Origin of the sequence: Formosa bonchosmolovskayae (assembly GCF_051016085.1) — a bacterium.
Classification (GTDB): Bacteria; Bacteroidota; Bacteroidia; order Flavobacteriales; family Flavobacteriaceae; genus Formosa.
On record NZ_CP174605.1, the window covers coordinates 85149 to 110184 of the forward strand.

The 25036-nt window shown below is 34.9% G+C and carries 19 protein-coding genes; 7 read left to right on the forward strand and 12 right to left on the reverse strand.

What is annotated here, in order from left to right:
* Nucleotide 1 precedes the first annotated feature (1 nt).
* Both ACKC83_RS00350 and ribB read left to right on the forward strand, forming a co-directional pair.
* Entirely contained in the window at nt 2-2005 is a 2004-nt protein-coding gene (locus tag ACKC83_RS00350; protein ID WP_434036618.1) for an LptF/LptG family permease, read from the forward strand.
* Between the two features lie 18 nt (nt 2006-2023).
* Nucleotides 2024-3181, forward strand: a complete 1158-nt coding sequence (gene ribB / locus ACKC83_RS00355; protein ID WP_414035484.1) for a 3,4-dihydroxy-2-butanone-4-phosphate synthase — start codon at nt 2024-2026, stop codon at nt 3179-3181.
* Nucleotides 3182-3279: 98 nt separating this feature from the next.
* Here the strand turns inward: ribB and ACKC83_RS00360 are convergent, their stop codons facing one another.
* From ACKC83_RS00360 to ACKC83_RS00370, 3 genes are all read right to left on the reverse strand, one after another.
* Nucleotides 3280-3483, reverse strand: a complete 204-nt coding sequence (locus ACKC83_RS00360) for a helix-turn-helix domain-containing protein (protein ID WP_434036619.1) — start codon at nt 3481-3483, stop codon at nt 3280-3282.
* Between the two features lie 80 nt (nt 3484-3563).
* Nucleotides 3564-4511, reverse strand: coding sequence for a tRNA dihydrouridine synthase (locus ACKC83_RS00365; protein ID WP_434036620.1), 948 nt, complete (start codon nt 4509-4511; stop codon nt 3564-3566).
* Between the two features lie 37 nt (nt 4512-4548).
* Nucleotides 4549-4869 (reverse strand): 2Fe-2S iron-sulfur cluster-binding protein, encoded by a 321-nt coding sequence (locus tag ACKC83_RS00370; RefSeq protein ID WP_434036621.1) that lies wholly within the window; start codon nt 4867-4869, stop codon nt 4549-4551.
* Nucleotides 4870-5095: 226 nt separating this feature from the next.
* Between ACKC83_RS00370 and ACKC83_RS00375 the strand changes: the two genes are divergently transcribed.
* Together ACKC83_RS00375 and ACKC83_RS00380 are read left to right on the forward strand one after the other, a co-directional pair.
* Nucleotides 5096-7381: a heparinase II/III family protein gene (locus ACKC83_RS00375; RefSeq protein ID WP_434036622.1), complete on the forward strand. Its 2286-nt coding sequence runs from the start codon at nt 5096-5098 to the stop codon at nt 7379-7381.
* Between the two features lie 13 nt (nt 7382-7394).
* Nucleotides 7395-7886 carry a DUF6265 family protein gene (locus tag ACKC83_RS00380; protein WP_434036623.1) on the forward strand — a complete coding sequence of 164 codons (492 nt, stop codon included), beginning with the start codon at nt 7395-7397 and terminating at the stop codon, nt 7884-7886.
* 59 nt (nt 7887-7945) lie between these two features.
* Here ACKC83_RS00380 and ACKC83_RS00385 read toward each other — a convergent pair whose 3' ends face one another.
* The 4 genes from ACKC83_RS00385 to ACKC83_RS00400 all read right to left on the reverse strand — a co-directional run bounded on the left by ACKC83_RS00385 (nt 7946) and on the right by ACKC83_RS00400 (nt 16170).
* Nucleotides 7946-11602 (reverse strand): metallophosphoesterase, encoded by a 3657-nt coding sequence (locus ACKC83_RS00385; protein ID WP_434036624.1) that lies wholly within the window; start codon nt 11600-11602, stop codon nt 7946-7948.
* Between the two features lie 17 nt (nt 11603-11619).
* Nucleotides 11620-13965, reverse strand: coding sequence for a hypothetical protein (locus ACKC83_RS00390; RefSeq protein WP_434036625.1), 2346 nt, complete (start codon nt 13963-13965; stop codon nt 11620-11622).
* A gap of 9 nt (nt 13966-13974) precedes the next feature.
* Nucleotides 13975-15144, reverse strand: a complete 1170-nt coding sequence (locus tag ACKC83_RS00395; RefSeq protein ID WP_434036626.1) for a Pycsar system effector family protein — start codon at nt 15142-15144, stop codon at nt 13975-13977.
* A 207-nt stretch (nt 15145-15351) separates the two neighbouring features.
* Complete coding sequence (locus ACKC83_RS00400; protein WP_434036627.1) at nt 15352-16170, reverse strand: SHOCT domain-containing protein; 819 nt, start codon at nt 16168-16170, stop codon at nt 15352-15354.
* A 387-nt stretch (nt 16171-16557) separates the two neighbouring features.
* Between ACKC83_RS00400 and ACKC83_RS00405 the strand changes: the two genes are divergently transcribed.
* The gene (locus ACKC83_RS00405; RefSeq protein ID WP_434036628.1) at nt 16558-17286 is read left to right on the forward strand and encodes a metallophosphoesterase family protein; all 729 of its coding nucleotides are present in this window, start codon (nt 16558-16560) and stop codon (nt 17284-17286) included.
* A gap of 33 nt (nt 17287-17319) precedes the next feature.
* Complete coding sequence (locus ACKC83_RS00410; RefSeq protein ID WP_434036629.1) at nt 17320-17730, forward strand: DoxX family protein; 411 nt, start codon at nt 17320-17322, stop codon at nt 17728-17730.
* Nucleotides 17731-17812: 82 nt separating this feature from the next.
* Here ACKC83_RS00410 and ACKC83_RS00415 read toward each other — a convergent pair whose 3' ends face one another.
* The 4 genes from ACKC83_RS00415 to ACKC83_RS00430 form a co-directional block, all read right to left on the reverse strand.
* Complete coding sequence (locus tag ACKC83_RS00415) at nt 17813-18124, reverse strand: hypothetical protein (RefSeq protein WP_414035472.1); 312 nt, start codon at nt 18122-18124, stop codon at nt 17813-17815.
* A gap of 17 nt (nt 18125-18141) precedes the next feature.
* Nucleotides 18142-19218, reverse strand: a complete 1077-nt coding sequence (gene cydB, locus ACKC83_RS00420; protein ID WP_434036630.1) for a cytochrome d ubiquinol oxidase subunit II — start codon at nt 19216-19218, stop codon at nt 18142-18144.
* 2 nt (nt 19219-19220) lie between these two features.
* Nucleotides 19221-20552: a cytochrome ubiquinol oxidase subunit I gene (locus tag ACKC83_RS00425; RefSeq protein WP_434036631.1), complete on the reverse strand. Its 1332-nt coding sequence runs from the start codon at nt 20550-20552 to the stop codon at nt 19221-19223.
* Between the two features lie 317 nt (nt 20553-20869).
* Nucleotides 20870-22219, reverse strand: a complete 1350-nt coding sequence (locus ACKC83_RS00430) for a dihydrolipoyl dehydrogenase family protein (protein WP_434036632.1) — start codon at nt 22217-22219, stop codon at nt 20870-20872.
* Nucleotides 22220-22471: 252 nt separating this feature from the next.
* Here ACKC83_RS00430 and ACKC83_RS00435 point away from each other — a divergent pair, with 252 nt between their 5' ends.
* Nucleotides 22472-23251, forward strand: coding sequence for a hypothetical protein (locus ACKC83_RS00435; RefSeq protein ID WP_414035468.1), 780 nt, complete (start codon nt 22472-22474; stop codon nt 23249-23251).
* Nucleotides 23252-23569: 318 nt separating this feature from the next.
* On the opposite strand, the gene ACKC83_RS00440 is transcribed toward ACKC83_RS00435, so the two are convergent.
* The gene (locus ACKC83_RS00440; protein ID WP_414035467.1) at nt 23570-24931 is read right to left on the reverse strand and encodes an acyl-CoA dehydrogenase family protein; all 1362 of its coding nucleotides are present in this window, start codon (nt 24929-24931) and stop codon (nt 23570-23572) included.
* Nucleotides 24932-25036 lie beyond the last annotated feature (105 nt).

The following is a 25036-nucleotide window of genomic DNA, read 5'->3' on the forward strand; positions in this document are numbered from 1 at the left end:
CTTGAAAATACTAGACCGATATATCCTAACCACCTATCTTAAAACGTTCCTTAGTGTATTTATTATACTAATGATGATTTTTGTCTTGCAGACTATTTGGCTTTTTATAAAAGAACTAGCTGGTAAAGATTTAGATGTTATTGTTATTTTCAAGTTTTTAATATACTACTCGCCTAAGTTAATACCCTTAGTGTTACCACTTACCATACTCTTAACATCGATAATGGTATTTGGAAGCTTCGCAGAAAATTACGAGTTTGCTGCTATGAAATCTACTGGGATTTCACTGCAGCGTGCTATGGCTGGTTTAAGCGTGTTTATTGTAATCTTAGGGATTCTAACTTTTTTCTTTGCTAACAATGTTATTCCTTGGGGTGAATACGAGTCGTATAACCTTCGGAAAAACATCGCAAAATTAAAACCTGCAATGGTAATTGCCGAAGGTCAATTTAACGATATTGGTGCCATAAATATAAAAGTGGCCAAAAAAACGGGAGATAAAGGTCAGTTTTTACACGATGTTATTATTCATAAAAAAACACCAAATGGTGTAGGTAATTACACTACGATTGTAGCTAAAGAAGGTGAGTTTTTAGCTCAGGAAAATTCGGATATTTTAAAGTTAATTTTAACCGATGGTTATTACTACGACGATACGCCTCCTAAAAAATTAAAAGAAAGACGTCGTAAACCTTTTACAAAAAGCGCTTTCGACACTTACACCATAAACACGGATTTGTCGCAGTTGAACAACGTCGATTTAGACGATAAAAATGTTACCGACAAATACAACATGTTGGATGTAACAGATTTAGGTTACACTATCGATTCACTTAAAGCAGAACGTGATAAAGAATATAAAAAGTTCACAAAGAATGTATACGATAGATATGGTATACAGAATTTATCGAAACTTAAAAATAAAGAACAAGACACTGTTACCATTGCTAATGACTCTTTATTTGAAGGAAATATATTAGACGCATTTAACAAATACAAACGCCTTCAAATTGTAGAGTTAGCGGTTAACAATATTACAAGTACACAGCAAATTATTAGAACTAATGAAAAATCGTTTAAAGCGAAATCTACTTGGTTAAACAAGCATATTATAGCTTTACACGAAAAATTGTCTTTAGGATTTGCTTGTATCATTCTCTTTTTTGTTGGTGCGCCTTTGGGTGCTTTAATTAGAAAAGGTGGTTTGGGATTACCAATGATTATTGCAATTTTACTATTTCTTACGTATCATTTTATCGGACTTTTCGCTAAGAACAGTGCTAAAGACGGAACATTAGATCCGGTTCTAGCCACTTGGTTCTCAACGCTAGTCATGTTTCCACTGGGTGTATTTTTAATACGCCGAGCGACCGCAGATAAAGGCCTGTTCGAGTTTGATCATATTTTAATTCCGCTAAAAAAAATATTACCATTTCAAGACCATTCTAGAGATGCTTTCCCTGACGGATTAAGCAGAGACTTTAGCGATTTTAAACGCTATAAAGAAGATAAATTACTAGCTTTAATTAAAGATCCTACAGCATATAATTATCATGAATCAGGTAAAATTGAAGCCTTAAATACTTTAGAAGAACGCAATTTAGACTTAGAAGCCATTCGCCTTAGAGGGATTAATATTAGCCCAGAATTTGAAGCCTCAAAAAGACTTGTTTCTCTGTTTAGTATACATTCTAAATTTGCACTAATTTTTAATATTATTGGTATCGCATTATTAGTTCTTTACTTTATTTTACGAAATAATAAAATGCCAGAACTAGCGACATCATCTATACAATTAAGTATAATTAGTTTTGTAATATTCGTGATCTATTATATCGCACAACAACTCAATTTAAAGACGCTTAACGTACGCTTACAGAAAAATAAAAGTTCAAACATTCCCTTTATTATTTTAGGGTTTATTATTTACCCCTTGGCAAATGTATTTTTTAAACACAAAGTTAAGGCGGACATAAGCAAGAATGCTGTCCAACATTTGAACTAAAAACAATATCTTTGCATTATGATAACAGATACCAAAGAAAAGACTCCCCTTTCTTTTAAACTACATACAATTAAAGAAGCCATTGACGATATTAGAGATGGTAAAGTAATTATAGTAGTAGATGATGAAGATCGCGAGAATGAAGGCGATTTTGTTGCCTCAGCAGCTAAAGCAACACCAGAAATGGTGAATTTCATGGCGACTCATGGCCGTGGATTAATTTGTGCACCACTTACAGAAAGCAGGTGTAAAGAACTGGATTTACATATGATGGTAACTAACAATACCGACCATATGGAAACGGCATTTACGGTCTCTGTAGATTTACGAGGAAAAGGTGTTACTACAGGAATTTCTGCATCAGACAGAGCGCTTACCGTAAAAGCTTTAGTAGATCCAGAAACTAAATCTTACGACTTATCTAGACCAGGACATATTTTCCCACTAGTAGCTAAAGACGGTGGTGTTTTAAGACGTACTGGTCACACAGAAGCGGCTATAGACCTTGCTAGATTAGCGGGATTAGAACCTGCAGGAATGATTGTTGAAATCATGAATGAAGATGGAACTATGGCACGTTTACCTCAGCTTAGAAAAGTTGCCGAGAAGTTTGATTTAAAGATTGTTTCTATTGAAGATTTAGTGGCATATAGAATGCAACACGATTCTTTAATTGAAAAGAAAGAAGATTTCGATATAGAAACGCGTTTCGGAAAGTTCCGATTAAGAGCTTATAAGCAAACCACAAATAATCAAGTGCATATTGCTTTAACCAAAGGCACTTGGAAAACGGATGAACCTGTATTAACGCGTATAAACTCTACTTTAGTTAATAACGATATTCTAGGTACACTAACCAATAATGTGGATGCCAAGTTAGACAGCATGTTTAAAGTGGTTAACGAAGCAGATAGTGGTGCTATTCTCTTTATAAACCAAGAGCCAAAAGCGATGAATATCTTAAATCGTTTATCTGCTTTAAAAGATGAACAAAAACCGAATAGCGTTGCTAAAGCACCAAGTGTTGCAATGGATAATAAAGATTTCGGAATTGGAGCTCAGATATTACACGATATAGGAATTCATAAATTACGATTAATCTCGAATAGCGAACACACAAAACGTGTGGGAATGATTGGTTACGGATTAGAAATTATTGATTACGTCAACTATTAATAACAATATACTGCACAAAAAACCACCTCTAAACAGGTGGTTTTTTTATGCGTTGTTCTCATTTATTACTCTTATCCTAATACTCTAAGAACTTGTTATTAGCGATAATTTAATCTGTATGTTGATGGATTTACAGTTGTAAATTTCTTAAAAAATCTGGAAAAACTACTCATAGAATCGAAGCCTAAAACAAAGGCTAATTCTTTAATTGTGATATCACTTCGTACCAGTAACAGAGTAAATATGCCGAAGTTTGATATGTATTTCATGTTGCAAAACTGCAAACATCTAACTGAATGCATTTGACAACTTTTCTAAATAAGCGTGTATAATTGGAAACGAGACTGCCTTTGGAACAAAAACAGCGTTACATTACACAATATTATCGCTGTTTTGCAAAAATCTCATTTACGGTAGCGATATAATTTCTAGGGCTTCCATTCTTCTTAATGGCTTTGTACACCTTCTTAGGATCGTTAAACGATTGCGAAAAGTATTCCCAGAATCCAAGCATTTTCATTTTTATTGGCATTGGTCCAGACAGCGCTTCATCGTATTGTTTATAAATGGTATCGTGAAAGTCTTTAAAAATTTGCCATCTGTTTGTTGGATATTTAGTGGTGTTATTTTTAATCATTTGTGGCAAAAACGGGTCTGCAATTAATCCACGACCAATCATCCAGTGGTCTATACTTGGAAAACGCTCTTGTAAATCGCGATAGGCTTGCACGCTTGTAACATCGCCATTATAGTATAATTTATGCGAACTTTGGTCTACACATCTTTGAAAAGCATCTAAATCTGTTCCGCCTTTATATAACTGTTTTCCTAAACGCGCATGAATCGCCACATTTTTAATCGGATATTTTTCTAGAATAGGAAATACGTTTAAAATTTCGGAAGGTTCGTCGTATCCCAAACGCATTTTCATAGAAATAGTAATATCACTTTCGTTATGTGCTTTATGAAGCACTTCATCAATTTTCATCGGATTGCAAATCAATCCCGAGCCCATCCCCTGTTTTGTTACCATAGGATACGGACAGCCTAAATTCCAGTTTAACTCGGTATATCCTAAAGATGCTATGTATTTAATTACGAAAAGAAACTCATCCGGGTCGTTCGTCATGACTTGCGGAATCAAGTGCGGAACGGTATTATGTTCCGGATTTAAATCGCGCTGATAATTATTTTTAATCACCATTTTACCATTCATCTTGATGTAAGGTGCATAAAATGTATCTATCCCTCCAAAGGATTGATGAAACGCATTACGGAAACGGAAATCGGTAAATCCTTGTAAAGGCGATGATAAAAGTGTAACGGACATTCAGAAAATATTTTTGCAAAAGTAGTGAAAAACTTCGCTACATAAATTGCCTAGAATCGAGAACCTTCCATGTGGTACCATCTAAATTTGAGTTTAGAAAAATCTGACACGCTAAACGCCTGTTAGGAATGTCAGGAAAACCATTTAAAAGCCTCCGTTCATCGGCAATCATAGTATCTTTATAATCTCCGTGTAATTGCTGAACCATACAGGTTCCGCACCATGCTCTACCCTTACAATCGCCAATATCTTCAGCTAAATTATCGGCAATAAAAGTCATAAGATTTTCATTAGCATTGGGTACAAAAGAAAATGCGTTTAAAACACCATTGCTATCTTCTATGTGGATTGTATACATGCCCATTTTAATACGTTCAAAAATATATGCAACAAGATACAAGACTTAATTGTGCTAGTAATCTTGAATCCTTAAAAAAACAAAAAGCATTCCTAAATATAATCGTTTACAGCCACTATGGTCTGCAACAAATCAGACTAACTTTATTATCTTTAGACATTCAATTATAATTCCAAAAAAACACTTTTAAACAAAACTGTTTTTAGGCTTCAACACCGTCACTTCTATGATTAATGGCATTAATATTTTACCTTTTCAAATTACAAATCAACTTAACAAATTTTACGCACTTCTAGTGTTTTTAATTTTATGTTCGCCAAAGATTGAGGCACAAACGATTCCAAGTAATAGACTTTTAAATATTGAAGAACTTACTAGTGTTATAAAACCTGAAGTCCGTAGTGCTTTAAAAGCGAATGGTGTTATCAATGAAGCCCGATTAGCCGAATATTTTAGGGCTAAATTTTCTGAACGTTTCTATTACGATTACAAAACCTTCGATGCGCGTTTTAAAACTTATAACGCCCTTTATAACAACGAAGCTTATCATAAAGAACGCGCATTAGACCACTACAACAAATTCCCCGATTTTGCCGAATGGGAACTGCCATTTAACTATCTAAGTGGAGGCCCTGTAGACGCCTATGCGCTGAGACATTTGGCGAGACAACATAAAATGGTAGATATTGCCATGTTATACTTTAACGACGGTAAAGACCCTAAATATATTAGGTATTTTGTTGAACAAATGCGTTCGCTAAACTATGCGCTTGAATCCGAAAATTTTGAAACTATTGAAGACGGAAATGGGGTTTACGAGGTGTACCGAGCAGGTTACAGGATAACCAATTGGCTGTGGATTCATAATATGTTTTTAAGCAACAAGACCTATACCGATGCCGACCAAATACAAACCATCTCCACCTTGCTTCAGCATGGTCAGGACCTTTACGAAAACAATACCGAGTTTCGCGCAGGAAATCACCAAACCAAAGGGATGTCGGCTTTAGGGGTGTTATCTATTTTACTACGTGACTTTCAAGGTACCGATGCTTGGTACGACAGAGCGATGTTACGATTAAGCGAACATTTAGAAAAAGAAATTAATCCAGATGGTTTCCAATTCGAGCGTTCTGTGCATTACCATATGGCCGATATTAACAACTACTTTTACACCTATCAATTAACTAAAATCAATAATATAAAAGTTGACCAAGCTTGGGAAGATAAATTAAAATCCTTGTTTACCACGCTTCCAAAAATTGCATATCCAGACAAAAGTGCTCCAGTTTTGCAAGACGATACGAGAACACCATGGGCAGAATCTAACGATATTTCTGGTGCGTTAACACTTGGTTATTTATTGTACGACGACCCGAGTTTTGGATATTTCGCAACCAACAAAGTCGAACAAAGCATGTATTGGTTTTTAACCAACAAACAGGTTGAAAAATTAAATAACATTGAAAAGAAACGTCCTGAATATGGCTCACTGGCGTTTAAAGATACCGAGTATTACATTATGAGACAAGGTTGGGACTCTAATGACGACATGATGATTATTAGTGCTGGTGTAGATGCCGAGAAGCCAGACCACCAACATGGCGATATTTTAGGAATCCAGGCCATGGCAAACGGACAAGTGATTCTGCCAAATTACCAAGTGAGATACTCGCTTAAGGATTTTGATGTATTTAAAAATTCGATGGTAAAAAATGTGGCGCTCGTAGATGATGAATTACAGGGAAAAGAATGGACATCCAACAAAGGCGGAAGCGGTTTTGGAAAGTTTAAGAATTTACCAACGCCTAAAACCATTGCTTGGAATACGAACGACGAGTATGATCTTTTTGTGGGAACCCACGATGGTTTCGAAAATAGAGGCGTGAACTACTCGCGTCAGGTGATTTATGTGAAAGATGAATTTTGGATTGTAAAAGACAATTTTAAATCTGATGCCACACACGATTACAAACAAGTGTGGCAAGGTCATTACACATCGGAGTTAGGTTCGGACTTGATTCGTGCTTCATTCCCAGATGCCGTAGGTAGCGATATTTTTCAACTTAATTCAACAGATACTGCTGAGACATCTGGAGCTAATGGTAAAAATTGGACAGTAATTACAAAGAACAAACAACAAAATTTTGATTTCTTAACGGTTATTTTGCCATATCAAGGCTACAATAATGGTATTGATAATACCAAAAAAGAAATCACTTTAAAAAGTTGGAAAGTACTTACTTTTCCATGGGGAACACATGGAGACGACACTACACTAGTTGCCGTGAACGGGGCCTGTTTTGCTTTTGGGATTAAGGAGATGAGTTTAAAAGGTATCACGGTAGATACCTCTGTAGAAACCGATTTGTATCTGTCTGAAAAAGATGATAAATTACACGTTAGATTACTGGGAGACAAAGCAACAACAATTATAGTAAATAAGAATGATAGTCTTAAAGCCACTTTAAAACCCGGCGAATCACATATTTTTAATATAAATTACAGATAATAAATTTACGCACATGAGGAACCTGCTACTTATTTGTTTTGCCGTATTGTTATGCGCTTGCAATCAAGGTAAAAAAAAGCAACAGACGGTTGAAACGTCTAGTACTGTTTCGGAAAAACAATCTGAAGATTTTGATTGGTTGCTCGGGCAATGGAAACGTTTAGATGAGGAAGTGGGCCAAGATACTTTTGAAAATTGGGAGAAAATTAATGATTCAGAATATTCAGGAATCGGTTTTACAATACAAGATGGAGATACTATTAGTCAGGAAAAAATTCGTCTTCTAAAAGTAGCAAATCATTGGAATTTAAATGTGAAGGCTCCAGGAGAAGAGCATTGGACAATCTTTAACGGTACAAACCACAATCCACATTCTTTTGTTTGTGAAAATACTGAAATCGAATTTCCAAATCGCATTAAATATTGGATAGATGAATACACGTTACATGCTTTGGTCTCTGGAAGTGATATGGAAATAGCTTTCGAATTCGAAAAATTAAATTAAAGGTTTTTAACCCATATATTAAACAAGGCATGAATCTAATAAAATTCATGCCTTTTCTTTTAAAACCCAAAGCCTAGACCAAAAGAAACGCGCACACCATCTACCGAGTTAAACACCCCCAGGTTAGCTGTTAAAAGTTCTGCGCCGTTAACAAATAGTCCACCGCCATACGAGTTATGCCATTTATCTGTTTCGTCTTGAGACAACCACACACGACCATAATCGAAGCTACCATAAACGCCTAATTTAACAGGCAGTATAGGCGTTTTTAAATTAGTTAAACTATACCTAATATCTGTATTCTGATAAAAAGCGCGTTTTCCTGTAAATCGCTGATTCCTAAACCCGCGTAAACCGTCATCTCCTCCTATTGCTGCGGCCTGATAAAACTCGTATTCATTCCCTATATTTAGATGTGCTTTTAGGGTTGTCGCTAAAACCAAACGGCCAGAATAGTTTAATCGATGTGCTAATCCTAATTTAGGAATTACATACCCATATCCACGTCCATGAATATCTAAATTCTGACTATAGCCTGTTTCTAAATCGAATAAAAGTCCAACGGTTGGATAAGCTTTGTTATCGTAATTTGTAAAATGGTACGCCCCGTGAATTCCAGCAAATTGCACTTCATCGAAAATATAATCTGGTAAAGTATCGCCATTATCTTCTACATACCTACCTGAAGCATCGTGCACTTCTGTGGTTTCGTAATGAATCCCAAAATCTATAATGCTACCACGCAACGAATTCCAAACTAAAGACGGTGCAATGCCAAATGTTCTTACTTTTACACGATTATAATCGATTCCTAGGTCGTCGTCGAAATTAGATGTTTCATTTCCGTACCCGAAAAAATTCAACGTATAATTCGGACTCTGAAAATCGGCTTGAACTTTTAGATTTAAACCACCAACTACATGAGCGAATTCTCCACTATATGATACTTCATAACCATTGGTAGCAAAATAATACGCGGCTTTAATTTTATGCTGACTCGTAAACGGATTACGCTCAAAACCATATGTTGTATATGTATTTGAAATTCCTAATTTTAAGCCATCGTCAGGATTAGCACCGATAAGCGGTACTAATTGATTGGTATTATTTTTAAATTTCTTGTAATTGTAGACCTGTGTTTCGTAATCGTCTGTTAATTTTATTTTAGCAGATTTAGCGTTTAAGGTTGTGTTTTTCTTTGATTCATAATCGTAAATCACAATATTCTTACCGTGTTCAACTTGGTAATCATCGTTGTTTTGGCCACCAATTAATCGGATTTTAATGCGCTTACTTTTCCCCGAGACTTTAAATGTATCATCATCGTCTAAACCATATACCCAAATTTCTTTAGTTACCTTAGGGTCGTAAATTTTATGATGAAATCGATCTTTAATCGTATCGTCTTTTTTCCGCAATACAGAAACTTCTACTTTACCATCGTCCAATCCTTTAACCGACACATAATCATCCTTATTGGTTCCGGTAACCACAGCAAATTTATTCACCAACTTATAGTAGCGGTCCGAGATATCTTTTAGATTTTTTCTTCTTGCTTTAACCAGGTCTTTTATTTTTAACACCGATTCGTCTTGAACTTCTTTAGGAAGTTTTGAAAACGCTTCATTGATAACCTCATCTGTTATGTGTTCTTGAATATATGCTACTTGTTCATCCCAAACCGATTTATCGATATCGGTTAAAAAGGCAACATCTAATGGATAAGGTTCGGCATTTACACCTTTTACATCTCTTAACTCTTCATCGTAACTTCTTAGTACACGAGCAGCAGGAATAAGAGCAACACCTGCACTTAACATTAAACCTTCGGACATTTTAGAAAATGCTTGATCCCGATCTCTTGGCAAGGCCTTATAAATGGTATTTCCATCCTCTTTAAATTCTAACCAACGCCATTGGTCGTAATGCCGATCCCAATCGCCAATAAGCATATCGAACAAACGTGATTTTATAAAATTAACTTGATCTAAGCTAACTTCTTCATCTGAATGAAGCTCCTCAAACAAATCCATTGTACTAATAATCTCGCCTGTAAAATTGCCATCGGCTAAATTCATATGACCTTCAGAGGCATGTTCTTCAAAGAAGTAAAGTTCATTTCCAAATTCATCGTTATAATCCATTAACCCATTTTGTTTGGGCATATAATATAACTCCGGATTTAAGTGATAGACACCAATTGCATCTGATAACGCCCCTATAGTTAAAGGTGCATACGGATGAGCGCCAGTAAAGACATCGGCAACTAAAGCTTCGGTTTCTGTATCGTCAAATTGGCCTTCTACATACTGATCGCGAAACATAGAAGCTTGTATGTATTGCGTCGCACTCTTTCTAAGTGCACGCATAACGTATTGTGTGCCATCTTTATCTTCTAATCGCAGAGAACGTGATTGTGTTCCTCCTCCTTTTCTTACAGGTTTTAATCCGCCTTTAAGCGTATCTAAATTAACCGTTTTTGCTTGGACATCTGTACTGTAATAGTCTCGAAAACGTTCACCCCAAAGAAATTTATAAAATGAAGATTTTGTGGTTTCTGCTTTAGTAAATACCGATGAAGAAATTGAATCTGCAAACTGCTTTGGGTAATTAGTGACATCTCGTGGTTCAGGCTGATGGATTTGAGATTTAAATACCACAGCATTAGTTTCGGCTTTTACAAACTGCACATCGGACGTTTGATCTTTATGAATATTTAATACGGCATAACCATTTGCTCCTAATCCAAATTGATCGTCTCTATGTGTTCTTACTCCCGTGGTTTTAGACCCAGAACCACTAATAATTTGCGTTAAATTATCCGATTGTATAAATTGTAAACTATGCTCATGTCCCGAGATAAAAATAACATTATCATTTTGCTGTGCCGATGCTATTAAGTTTTTACGTAAATCGTTATAAAACCAATTAGACATATCGGCATTTGAAATACCAGTCGTTGTACGCAGTATATTTTTAACCGTTCCTAAAACCGGTAAGGGTGTCATATGACTTGCAAACGTGTACTGCCCATTATGTGGACCATTGCTAAACATCGGGTGGTGAATCGCCACCAAAGTAGTTTTCCCTCTAGCCTTCTTAATTTCACTTTTAAATTCGTCTAAAAATTGTTCGCGTGTTTTAATATCGCAATCGTCGTTAATAGTAGGTTGCTTGTTCCAATTGGTAATGTACCATTGCGAGTCTACAAGAATTAAAACCAAATCGTCGCTAATATTAATGCGTTCAATTCCACAACCATCTTCAGGTTGAAACGTGTTTTTTCCTAAAGCATCTTCTACTAATTTCTCCTGACGTTTAAGTCCTTTTAAACCGCTATACCAGTCGTGATTTCCAGGAATAACATATACAGATCCGGGGAATTTTTTTGCAACTTCTAACTGCAAGTCCATTGCCAGTTTAGCATCGTCATGCCCTTTTTCATCTTCGGCAGGAAACCCTTTTGGATAGATATTATCGCCTAAAAAAAACAATAAATCTTCTTTGTCTGCCATAGCAAACTGTTTCTCCATTTCCAAAAGTGCTTTAGGAGCCTTTCCATTCTCTGGTTTACCGGCATCGCCTACAAGAAACACATTTAAAGTTTCCGCATTGATATCCTGTAATGGTTCTAAGCTATCGGATACGAAATTGGACTCTAATGTCGCACATCCGGTAAGACTTATAAAAAGTAAAAAGAGTAGAATTTTATTCATATACTAAATCGTTCTATTTATAATGTTGCTTCGATGTCTTCTATAGAAAACACCGTATCATTGAACATAAGGTTTGGATTAATATCTGCACGAATGGCCTTAATTCCACTGGCACCTTGAAGTTCTTCAACCTCGACAATTTCAATATGATCGCCTATGTAGTTCTTAGATTGTAAAAACTCGAAATAACTTAAATATTCACGTTCTATTACATTGGTAGAAAATACCACACACAACTTATGCGGTTGCGTAATACGCTCGTTAGTCCCTTTTATTACAGCTTTATCAATACGTTTTTTAATCATTTCGTAACGTACATTATATGCCCCATCTACATCAAATTGTTTTTCGTCTATGCGATATCTAATCGTTAATGGTACATCGTAAACTAAAATAAGTGAAGCTACATCTAATTTTACGGGGAAATTTTCCTGACTGGTATAGTATAAAGATTCCATTTTACACATGACCTGTAGTTGCCATAATCGTAAATTATATACTACCGATTCGTGATAATCCTGATGTTCTGCTATAGATTGCCCAACATACATATTATGCTCGATACCATCTGTTTTAAATTTCTCGAAATAATGTGGAAAAATTTCTTGTGCCTTAATTTGTTGCTTATCCAGAAAACTCGACAAGTTTTTATTTATAATATTAATGGTTTGGTCGTACTGTTTTCTAGCCACATAAAAGAGTTGCTTTTCTTCGACCGAGCGCTTCAAGAAATCATCAATACCATCGTTTTTAATGCCTGCTGCTTTTAAATGTTTAAACAACGGGTATATATCTTTTTCAAAGAACAAGTGAATTTCCTGCTCTGTATTGTTATTAAAGTAAGCTTCTAGTTCGTAAACTTTTTTATCTATTTGATAAATAAGCTGTTCGTAAAAGGGCATATTTTTTTCGACCAACAGGTCTTGTAATATCCCCTTGGTTTGTGTTAGTGCCATATTTAAATCTTCCTGAATGGCATTATTTCGCGCTACAGAAGACCCTACAATATCTATTTGTCCATAGAGCGGTAAGACATTTTCGAAAGTGATTTCTTTAAAACTAGGTGATTTTCCATTATTCCGATCTTGAATAAAATGATGCGCTTCTTCGACAAATCGCCATTCTACTGCAGAGTGAATAGATGTACACTGATTCTGGATTACGGCACTAATTTCATTTTCATATTCGGCAATAGACCGTTTAGAATGACTTAAAATAAAAGGCATAATCGTATCCAACTTCACTTTATTAATGTCGTTTAATTGGTTGATTTTATAAGCAGCCATTTCTATTATAAACTGAAGTTTTCCTCCAAAAACAATCGGTAACAGAATAGCACTTTTAAAACCATTTTCTAATAACATTTCGCTTAACACATCGCCTTGAGAGTGCTTAGCATAGTTAGGCACATTAGACAATACAACTGGAAGATGCTTCTCGAACAACTGATTATATACGTATTTACAAGCATACGATTGGCAAGAAATAGAATCTCCTTTTCGCAATGTAAGCGCTCCCATATCTTCGCCAAAAGGACGAATTAACGCGTCTCCATCTACAATGTAATTTCCAACTTCTAGATCGTCTATATTAAAAATCTTTCGGACATCTTCTAGAATCTTATTCGAATTATTGGCACTGGCTTGAATTAAATGCGTTTTAAATTCATCTATTTTACCATCTAAAGTGGTATCAATCATGCTTAAAAGTCCGAAGCCTTCAATAGTCCACGAATTATCTGGAAAATAACGTCTCCACACCCGTTCGTCTTGCGCATGCTCTAGTAATTCATCTAGAATCTCTGGAGTAATTTCTACAGCATTTCCATTGGGATAGATGTTTATAAAATCGGCATTAAAAGTAATTCTATACGTTCTTGTCTGACCAGAGACATCATCTAACTTGATTTGCTTTGGTCTATCGAAATCGACATTAAATCCGTAATACTGATTTAAAATAATCGCATAAGGATTTAAATCTATAGAATCTTCGTTGTCTTTATAAAGCTTACGCAAAACAGAATTAACGTCGGAGGTGGTTTCTTTTATAATGTTTTTAAGACGATTAGACAGATAAAAATACTGATTAGAATACGGAAATAAAGCCGCTTTAATTTCGTTATCCTGCAAAGCTGAAGGGAACAAAAAGGACATAATTTGTTCCACTTCTTTTTTATAAGAATTAAATACATCTACAGAACGAATTCCTGAAACCAATTCTGGATTACGGTCTAAAATAGACATGAGGTGTTTTGCTTGGAGCTGATCCACTGGATTCTCCGAGGTTAATAGCTCTTCAAATTTTAATTTTAAAAATTTAAAAGATATTATAGGTTGAAATGGTCCTGTAATTAACTGATCCATGTTTGTTTTTTATGTAACGTTTGCAAGAAAATGATAGCTTAAAATAAAAGATAAAGCCGAGACAACTATACCTATCATAAATACCGTATATGTTAATCTTAATAACCTATATTTCCGTTCTAACACCAAACCTAAAAAATATAGATCTTTGGTTAGCGAATTGTATAAGGTGTCTTCGTTTTGCATTAAATAGTCGATACCCCACTCGAAATCTTTCAAATTCATTTTATAAAAGTTGCCGAAGAATAAAATGTTAGTCGAATTGCTTTTAATCATCTCTCTAGTCACAGTTACATTAGACACATTAGGCCGTGTAGACAGCACAGAAAGCACGATAGATGATACGCTAAAAATAAGAAGGACTAAGGTTGGGTATACTAAAAATCCGTTAGAAGCATTATCCAACTTAGGCACCAATCCCGATAGAGCTACCGAAATTATTATGGCATTTACAGACAATAGAATATTAGCCTTGGTATCTGCAATAGCACTTAATTCTATATGACTTTTCATTGTAACTCGAAACATAGTTTCTACGCCTCTTCCTGTTTTTTTATTCTTGGATTTTTTAGATTTTTTGGTTTTAATTTTTTTAATTTTTTGCTGAAGATTATAAAAATTCATCTCTTTTTTTGGTTGCAGTTTAACCTGACCAAAATTGGTATAAAACTTATGATTAGAAATAAATTCTTTATTCTGAATAAGCCAGTCTAATTCGGAAATAGGTTGTTCGTTTTTATATTTCAGTTCTTGACGTAAACGCTCCGTACTCTCGAAAAAATTATCGGAAGCCACATGCGCACAATCGGCATCTTTCATGATTTTTTCAAGAAGCGTTTTAGGAACAACATCTGCTTTAGTAACTAAAATTAATCGTTCAATCTTAGCTATTTCTTCTTTAGACCATCCAGCATGCTCTAAAAACTGGCTCGCTATTTTTACACTTTCCTCTTCGTGCCCTACATCTGTATTTACATATCCCGTGTCATGAAACCACGCCGCCAATTGCAGTACCGTAATCTCTTCTTCTGTACAACCTTCTTTTTTAGCAAATTGCGTAACAGCGTCTAGAACACTTTTAGTATGATCTATATTATGGTAGAAATTTTTAGGCGAAAGTTGACTTTCTAATAAGTGACTAACAAAAGTTTCCGTTTCTTGTAGCAGTGTATTCATCATAATTTAAAGATAATAATTCTTAATCCAACTCCTGTTAATTATCAGTGTGAATCGTATTTTCATTTAAGCCTATTGTACTACTAAGTGGCCTTTTTAGCCTGTTCCTTTCAGTAAAATTAGAAAATCTATCAACAAAAAAAGAGCTTAATTAACTAAATACTATTGCATTTAGCCATTAAGCTCCTTTACTAACACTTAAATTTTTAATTACAAACGACTTAACAGTTCGGCTTTTTTAGCCTCAAACTCATTTTCTGTTAAGATGCCTTTACTTTTAAGACCCGCAAGTTTTTCTATTTTACCAAAAATATCTTCTTCTAATCCTTGTTGTGTATTTGTTACCTCTTGACTAGGCTCTACCGCCATTGGTTCTTGCACAAATTGGGGTTGCGATTGAATCGGATTATTGTTATTGTTATTATTATTTACCTCTTGAGGCTTATTCTGCGCATGTCCGTTACCCGAAACAATTGGCAAAGAATCTAAATTAACCGTACCATACTGACTTGTAAAAGTAACCGAATAATTACCGCCTTGTTGCTGTCCCACACCACCAATATTATGATCTAAGGTATCGAAAACGGTTACAGTTCCGTTCTGCTGAATCGCTAAACGATGAATGTTAGAAAAAATAGCATAACTCATACCATTCTGGCTTCCTGTAGAATTTGGCGAACCTAAATCTCCCCACCAATTACCAGAATTGGATTGAAAACCATTCTGGTTCTGCATTTTAGGTAATGGCTTATATTGAATAGCACCTTGATTAATTAAATTAGACAAGTCCATACAAATTCCGTCTACTAAGGCTTTAAGATTGTTATTAAACATATCGCCTACCATCGTCATTCCTCCTTGCATCCACTGACCTCCACCACCTAATTCGGGGATGTTAAACTGCGCCATTGTTCCATTACTTAACATTAATGCGTGCGTTAAATCGGTAACCGCATTACTGCTAATTCCATAACGATTTGCAACGTTAACCATATTCTGAAAACTAGCATCTGTGAATATTGCGTTCATAATTGTATCTCTTTCTTTTAGTTAAATATATTTATCTAACAAATTTTCGGCAAAGATAAGACTAAGTCTTGTCAATAGTCTATTTTTAAGTAGAAGTTTTCATAAATCAGACAAAAAAACAACACTTAACCCCTTGATTAAATAATATTTATATAAATTTTACATGACGTTAACACATTCTACACCTTGTTTATTTACAAGGACCTTATATTTGATTTGAATATGCAACAATTATGTTTTTCCGTTTTTATGCGCTGTAGCGTTAAAATCTCCAAGTTTAACGATTTGAGCATTTCAATACTCTTGTAATATTTTTATATTTGAATGTATTACATCTGTTTTCTAAATTTATTAAAACAACAACATTACATCTAACACTTACTTAAAATGAAAATAGCTTTCTTTTCTGATATACATGCTAATTTACCTGCTTTAGAATCCTTTTTTAAAGATGTCGATGCAGAACAGGTAGATGCCATTTATTGTCTAGGCGATTTAGTTGGTTACAATGTTTGGCCTAACGAAGTCGTAAATGCGATTAGAAAACGATGTATTCCTACCATTATGGGAAATCACGACGAAGCGCTTCTAAAGCCTATAAATAAAGAAGACCTCACCTCGAACAAGGGATTAACAAGAACTATGATTTCTAAAGAAAATAGAGCTTATCTTATTAATCTTCCTAGACATTTAAAGGTCTCTTTTGTAATAAAGAACATGCCGTTTAATATATTAATGACACATGGTAGCATGAAAGCCATTAACGATTATATGGTGATAGATTATCCGGAGCAAGACGTGTTAAAAATGATGCAAATAGAACACGCAGATGTTTTGTTATGTGGGCATACTCATAAACCTTTTCATCGTGTAATTCAGGACGAGAACCGATTTAAACATGTGGTAAATATTGGATCTGTAGGAAAACCAAAAGATGGTGATCCTAGAATTTGTTATGCTATTCTAGAACTCGACCAAGACACAGCTCCTTCTAATCCCGAAGCTATTAAGGTCACTTTTAAAAGAGCCCCATACGATATTGAAAAAGCGGCAACAGCAATTGAAGCTAGCGCTTTTGATTACAAATTTGCTGAAGCTCTTCGGCAAGCGAAGTAATTTTTAAAATGAACTATAAATACAACAAAGAAAATGCAGAATAAAACCTCTTATTTAATTATTAGATTAGCTATTGGAATAAGTATGTTTGGTCACGGATTAGTGCGTTTACCCAAATTAGAAACGTTTAGTCAAGGTATGCTTAAAAGTTTCGAAAACTCTATGCTTCCAGAGATAATCACACTACCTTTTAGCTATGTGTTACCCATTTTAGAATTTACTTTTGGATTGTTTATAACCATTGGTCTATTTACAAAACAATCGGCAATTGTATTATCAGGAGTTCTAGTTTCACTTATTTTTGGATCGACTCTTATTGAAAGTTGGGGCGCTATAACTGCACAATTAATTCATGTCGCATTCTTTGCCTATCTCATAAATAACATACATGATAACTCCTTTGCAGCAGACCGTCTAATCCGAAAAAACAAAGACATCAACTAAAGCGGTATTATTAAGTTATATCTATCAGATTACGTTTTAAAAGTTGAATTTTTGAATGATCTCAATTTGAATCATAAAAAATTCAACTTTTCTTTTTGTCCGTATTTAATGCCTTCACTATCCGTTTTATAGCAATCAGACCAAGTATGCCGCCTAGAGCAGACACAATACAATTAAGCACGAAAAATGTGGGATGAAACATGCCATGTTCCATAATAGACCAAGGATCGAAACCTAATCTACCAAAAGTTTTAATTAGAAAAATACTCCCAAAAACACCAATTAAGGTATTTCCTGTAAATCCAAATGAATAGTTACGTTTTAAAGCTCCGAATACATTTGCAGCGATTATGCCTATGAAAATACTAATTAATGATATTAACGTACCTGTCATGTTATGCTCATTTACAGTTAATGCTCTCCATACCCAACATCGTCCATTTTCCCACTAAACACTTTATATTGTATGTACATGTACACGGCCACTAAAACGGCTGCAATAGCAAACCAATACACTCCGACATTTAAACCATACTCATCTGCAGCAACACTATACAAGGTTAAATCTGGGTTTACTGTATTTGTTGAAGGCAATACTTTCGGAAAAATAGAGGCTACGGTAGATGTTAATCCGCCAAACAAAAACAGCGAAGAACACAAAAATCCTGCGCCATGTTTTTTATACGTTTTTACTTTAAATAATCCGAAAAGCCCCGTTAACATTATAATCGGGAAGATCCATAATAGCGGGTTATCTATAAAATTATGAAACGGATTAGGTTCGATAACATGCCAAATCGCAATAGAGACAATAACGAGTCCTACGAGTACAAAGTTTAGAATAAACACCACCTGCTTTAGCTTTTCATTTAAATCGGAATTGGTTTTAAAAATTATCCAGTTGGCCCCATGGATTGCTAGCGTCACGACACTAATAATACCTAATAATAATGTGAACCAATCGATGACTCCTAACTCTACTGCATGCGGACTAAACGATGGATTCCACAGTGGCAAAAAGAAATAATGCGCTTCGTGAGTAGATACGCCATCTACAACATGACCTAAATTTACACCTCTAACCACGTTCCCCAAAGCCACGCCAAAGAAGAGTGCTAATAATAAACTCGAAATCCCAAAAGCTTTATCCCAGATAGCTTCCCACATCGTGTTTTGAACTTGTCCTCTTAGTTCTAATCCTATCGCTCTAAAAATTAAAAGCCACAAAATCATCATTAAGGGTAAATAAAACCCACTAAATGCCGAAGCATATAATGTAGGAAATGCAAAAAACAATACACCTCCCGAGGCAATTAACCATACTTCGTTAGCATCCCAAAACGGACCGATGGCATTAGTAATAGCTTTTTTATCCTTTTCTGTTTTAGCAAAAAACAAATGAATTATACCTGCTCCAAAATCGTAACCATCTAAAATTACATAGCCCGCTAACATTGTCATTAATACGATATACCAAAATAATTCCATAATTAGTGTTGATTTAGTTGTGGTCCTTTATTAATAATTTTCCCTGCTAACATTAAAAACAGTAGTCCTAGAAGAAGGTATAAACCTATAAAACCAAGTAATGTAAATAAGGTATTTCCAGAAGATACGGTAGGCGATGCACCATCTGCAGTTTTTAGTAAATTATACACCAACCACGGCTGTCTTCCTAATTCTGCAGTATACCAACCTGTAGTGTTAGCGATATATGGAAACGGCAACATAAACATGATGCCCCATAAGATCCACTTGGTATGGTATAATTTTTTTCTGAATAATTGTACCGCTGCCAGCAACATTAATCCAATAAAAATGGTTCCTAATCCCACCATAATATGATAGGCATAATACAGGCCTGGAATATTTGTAGGATAAACTGACGGATCGAAATGATCTAGTCCCTTTATTTCGGCATTCCAATCTTGATAGGTTAAGAAGCTTAATACATTTGGAACAGCTATTTTATTATCTAATTTTTTCTCGAGCATATTTGGCTGTCCAATCAGTACAATTTCAGATCCGCCTTCTTCGCTTTTAAAAATCCCTTCCATAGCCGCAAAAGTTACGGGTTGGTGTTCGGCTACATTTTTAGCTATCAAATCGCCTGTTGGAAATGCCACTAAAAGACTTGAAATTAGACCAAAAATCACACCCGTTTTTACAAATAATTTTCCGAATTCATGATGCTTATTATTTAGAAGATAAAATGCTCCAATTCCAGCAACTACAAAAGAAGATGTTACCATAGAACCTGCCTGATTATGCAAATAAGAAGGCAACAACCAAGGGTTAGAAAATAATGCTCCGAAATTAGTTAAGACAAATTTTCCGTTTTCTAAAATCTCGTATCCTACTGGATATTGCATCCAAGAATGGGTAGCAATAATTAAATAGCCACTAGCCCAGGAACCTAAAAACACCAGAAAACCAGTAAGGAAATGGAGTTTATGACCAAGACGTTTTTCTCCAAACAAAAATAGTCCCAAAAAGGACGATTCTAAAAAGAAGGAAAACATCCCTTCCATTGCTAAAGTCTGACCAATAATACCACCGGTAAGTTCTGAAAATTTCGCCCAATTAGTTCCAAATTGAAATTCCATCGGGATTCCTGTAACTACTCCCATGGCAAAATTTAAAGCGAAAATCTTCATCCAAAATTTTGAAGCATCATTATAAGTTTCAATTTTAGTGCGAAGAAATTTCCACTTAAAATAAACAATCAATAAAGACAACCCCATAGTGAGTTGTGGAAACAAATAATGAAAAGTAATAGTAAACGCAAATTGCATCCTATCGTAAAAGAGCATGTCTTCCATATAACGTCATTTAGACCTTAAAAATACGAAGCTAATTCTTAACGTTGAGTAACATTAATTACAAAATATAAATATTATAGAATTCTTTAAATTTTAACGTTTTAGACCTTCAATTGGCAGTACAATTTAACTTCCTTTTAAAATTATTATAGCCTCTAAATACAAGGCATAAAAACAAAAAAAAGCTGTCGCAGCTATCCATGGTAAACAGATGGATTTACAGCGACAGCTTTTAGCAGTATAGTCTTTACCTTTTCTTGTTAAGAAATAATTAAAGTGCAATTTTTAATAATTTAAAAAGCGACTAAGCTATGAGATTAAAGCATGGCTTTTATGTCGTTTGCCCAAGACGGATAAGTAAAAATCATATTTTTTACGGCTTCTGTAGTCAGTTTTAAATTTATGGCCATGGCAAATAAATTAATGGTTTCGGCCGCATACGGACCTAACATATGAGCGCCTACAATTTCGTTTGTACGCTCATTAATCAATATTTTATAACCGTAAGCTTTTTCGTTACTACGCTTAACATTAAACCAATCGGAGACAAATTCATGTTTTACAATAACATTATTATATCGTTTTTTAGCTTCATCTTCAGACAGTCCTACGGAAGCTAAATTTGGCAACGTAAATACCGTAGACGGCACATTCGGGACGTTAATTTCTGTTTTATTTCCATGAATAATATTTTCTGCAACTATTTTTGCTTCTATGCCAGAAAGTGGTGTTAATGGCACACTATGGTCGGAAACATCGCCACAAGCATACACCTTATCATTGGTGATGTTTTGTAAATACTTATTAACCTCAACGCCTTTTTTAGAATACGCAACTCCCCCTTTATCCAAAGACAGTTCTGTTATGGCAGGAACTCTTCCAGCGGTATTAAACACCATGCGTGCTTTTATCGATTCATTTTTTCCTTTATGTTTATAATGTACTCGGTAATTTTTATTAAGCTTTTCTATACTTGAAATATCAGCATTAAAAATAAATCGTATGCCTAATTTTTCAGAAACAGATATAAGTTCGGATACCAGGTCTGAATCGAATGCATTTAATGCGCTCGGACCTTGCTCTATAAGCGTGACCTGACAACCGTAGCGTGTAGCCATGTGGGCAAACTCTAAACCTACATATCCAGCACCTATAAAGATCATGTGCTTAGGAAGTTTAGATAATTTAAGAAAATCGTCACTTGCTTTAAGCAATTGAGCACCTTCCATAGTTAATATTCGAGGAATTTGTCCTGTTGCAATAACTATGTTTTTCGCGGTTATGGTCTTCCCTTCTACAGACAGCGTATGCTTATCTAAGAACTTAGGCGACTGATGATACAAAACCACACCTAATTCCTTTAATTGATTTTCGGTACCAGCTGGTATTTTGTCTGTAAATGTCTTTTTAAATTTCTGATTTGCCTCCCAATTTAATTCGGGTAAGGACGAGATTCCTTTTTGGCTTAAGTTATCGGCAAGGTCGAAGACCTCTGTAGGTCCTAATATAATTTTTTTAGGATCGCAACCTCTATTTGCACAAGTCCCACCAAATTCACGATTATCTGCGATAGCAACGCTTAAACCCGCGCTCGCGCAAGTTCTAGCGACATAGCGACCTGCAACTCCGCTACCAATTACAAAAACATCATATTCTTTATATTCCATTATTTAAAATTAGAGGTTAAGGGTGCAATTCATTAACTGGTATGCTTAAAAAATTGACCGGATTCATTACTACAATTCCTACTTAAAAATCTAACCGCAAACGGACGTATTAGAGCTAAATCCAAATTTTAATTCAATTTAAAACTTTAACACCAAACACAAAGTTAAATACCTGATTTTCACACGATATATGAATTTTTATAATTAAATTTATGAGTAAATAATTCACAAATTCATGTAAAACTAAATATTATGAGAGATTTTAATCCCAAACACCCCGCCTCCTTTAGCTCTTCTTCGTTAAAATCTTCTCTGCAATCTCCTTTTAAAGATGGCACCAAAGTGAATGAAATATATGACAAGCTTAAAAAAGGAAAATTGGATTTGCTAATTCCTAAACGTTTAGGAGAAGCTATAAATTCTAGTCACACAAAATATCTACTTCCTGCTCAAAAACATATTACCCTTTCTTTGGAGCATTGTAGACCTATTATTGAAAAACAAAAAAAAGAATTGACCCCTAGAGAGGATACAGATTCTAGGCCCGACATTCTAACCATGCATAAAATAAAGGTGCCTGCAGGTTATACTCCTAAAAAAGTAATTTTAAAATACCATATATATACAGATGCCGAGGAATCTGCCCGAATTAATTTTAAAGTGGGTAAACTTTCTAAACATATAAAGCCTTTGGCAGATGCTATTAAAACAAAATTAAATGATACAAATCACATCCTTTTTGAAGGTAATTTAGAGTTTAATTTAGAAGATGATACACAAGACGCAAAACTTTCGTCTACATTTTTAAATGAAGATAACGAGATTCCTTTTTCTTTATATGTACATGAATCTACACATCACACTTTTCATGTTGCTATAGAATGTGATCTCGAGAAAACAACACTTAAAAGCTGGCCAGTAAATACGTATCGCAAACTTAAAGATGATTATAAAATACAACGGGATGAGTACGAAAAAAAATTCCGTGAGCAACAGCAACAAAACGAGCACTCTTTATTAGACTGGCTTTAAAACAGTAAATAGTTTCTACTAATAGAAACAGCAGAAAACATATTTAGTCCATATCTATAAAACACAAATAGGACCAATTAGTATGGCTGGAGTTCGATATTGAATCAGCAAAACAAACTACAAAAAAGTCTGCACGACCAGGTTATCTGCAAGCAGTAGACAAGAGACACTGGACTTACTAAATATATGCGCTTAACATCATACTTAGCATGAATAAAGAATTTGCACTTCCCAGAATCTGTTTTAAAAGATAATTTCCGACTTCAAAATAGTAGTTATTAAGAAATCGGAAACTGTTTTTTTTTGCTTTAAAATGTATTAGGCAAAAGCACTATATCCTGTTATAGCTCTTCCAACTATTAATGTATTTATTTCCTTGGTGCCTTCGTAAGAATATATAGCTTCGGCATCTGCAACAAAACGAGCCACGTCGTATTCTAGCAATATACCATTGCCACCCATGACTTCACGAGCGCGACTAACCACATCTCTTGTTCGCATAGAACAAAATACTTTTGCTAGAGACGCTTGTTCGTCGGTTAATAAGCCTTGGTCTTGCAATTCTGATAAGCGATATACCATAGCTTTCATTGCCGTTAAGTTTGCTAACATTTCTACTAAATGATTTTGAATCAACTGAAATTTCGCAATAGGCTTTCCAAATTGCTCACGTTTTTTAGTATACTTTAACGCACTCTCGTAAGCACCTCGACCACAACCTAAAGCCTGCCAAGCTACTCCTGCCCGCGTCATACGTAAGACTTTGGCTGTATCTCTAAACGAATTGGCTTTTTGTAATCTATCCGACTCTGGGATTTTACAATCTGTAATTGTAATTAAGGCATTTTGAACCGTTCTTAAAGCCATTTTATCTTCAATTTTTTCGGCTTTATACCCCGGATTTCCTTTTTTCACTAAAAAACCTTTAACTTGGTTACTATCGATATCTCTTGCCCAAATTATAATAACATCGGCAAACGTTGCATTTCCAATCCATTTTTTTTGTCCGTTTAAGATCCATTCATCTCCAACCTTTTTACAAGTGGTTTCCATACCTCCAGCGACACCACTTCCCACATTAGGTTCTGTTAGGCCGAAAGCCCCAATTGCTTTCATTTCTTGCATTTTTGGTAACCATTCTTCTTTTTGGGCATCACTTCCACACAGATAAATAGATCCCATGGCTAAACCACTATGAACTCCGAAGAATGTAGAAATAGACACATCTACACGAGCAATTTCTTCTGCAATAACGCCTTCCATAACGAAAGATAAATTAGGACAACCATATCCTTCGTAAGCCACACCGCTAATATTAAGTTTGGCTAATTTTGGTATAATTTCCATCGGAAACTCTGCGCGTTTCCAATACTCGTTTGCAATTGGCTCTACTTCTGTTTCCATAAAGTTCCGAACTTTCATTTGGATGGCTCGTTCTTCAAAAGTGAGTTTTAAATCATATTCATAAAAATCACCATCGATAGGCGGTAATTTATGTTGCCCTTTTTTAGCTTTTTCTGTAAGCAGTTTAGTCAACCCTTTTAACTGATCGTCATTTAATTCGCCTACAGATTTCATGATTCTTGGTAAATCTATCTTTTCTGAAATCTGACTCAGTTCTTTAAAGTCCACTTGCTTCATTAAATGCGTAATGTGTTTTATTTTTTTAAACCACTCCATACTATTTCTTTTTAATTAGTTTGTTTGTATGTGCTCTGGTAAGCAACCTTATACAAACTATTAAATTACTAAAAAGAGATTACACTTACTAGAACTTTAATTTTA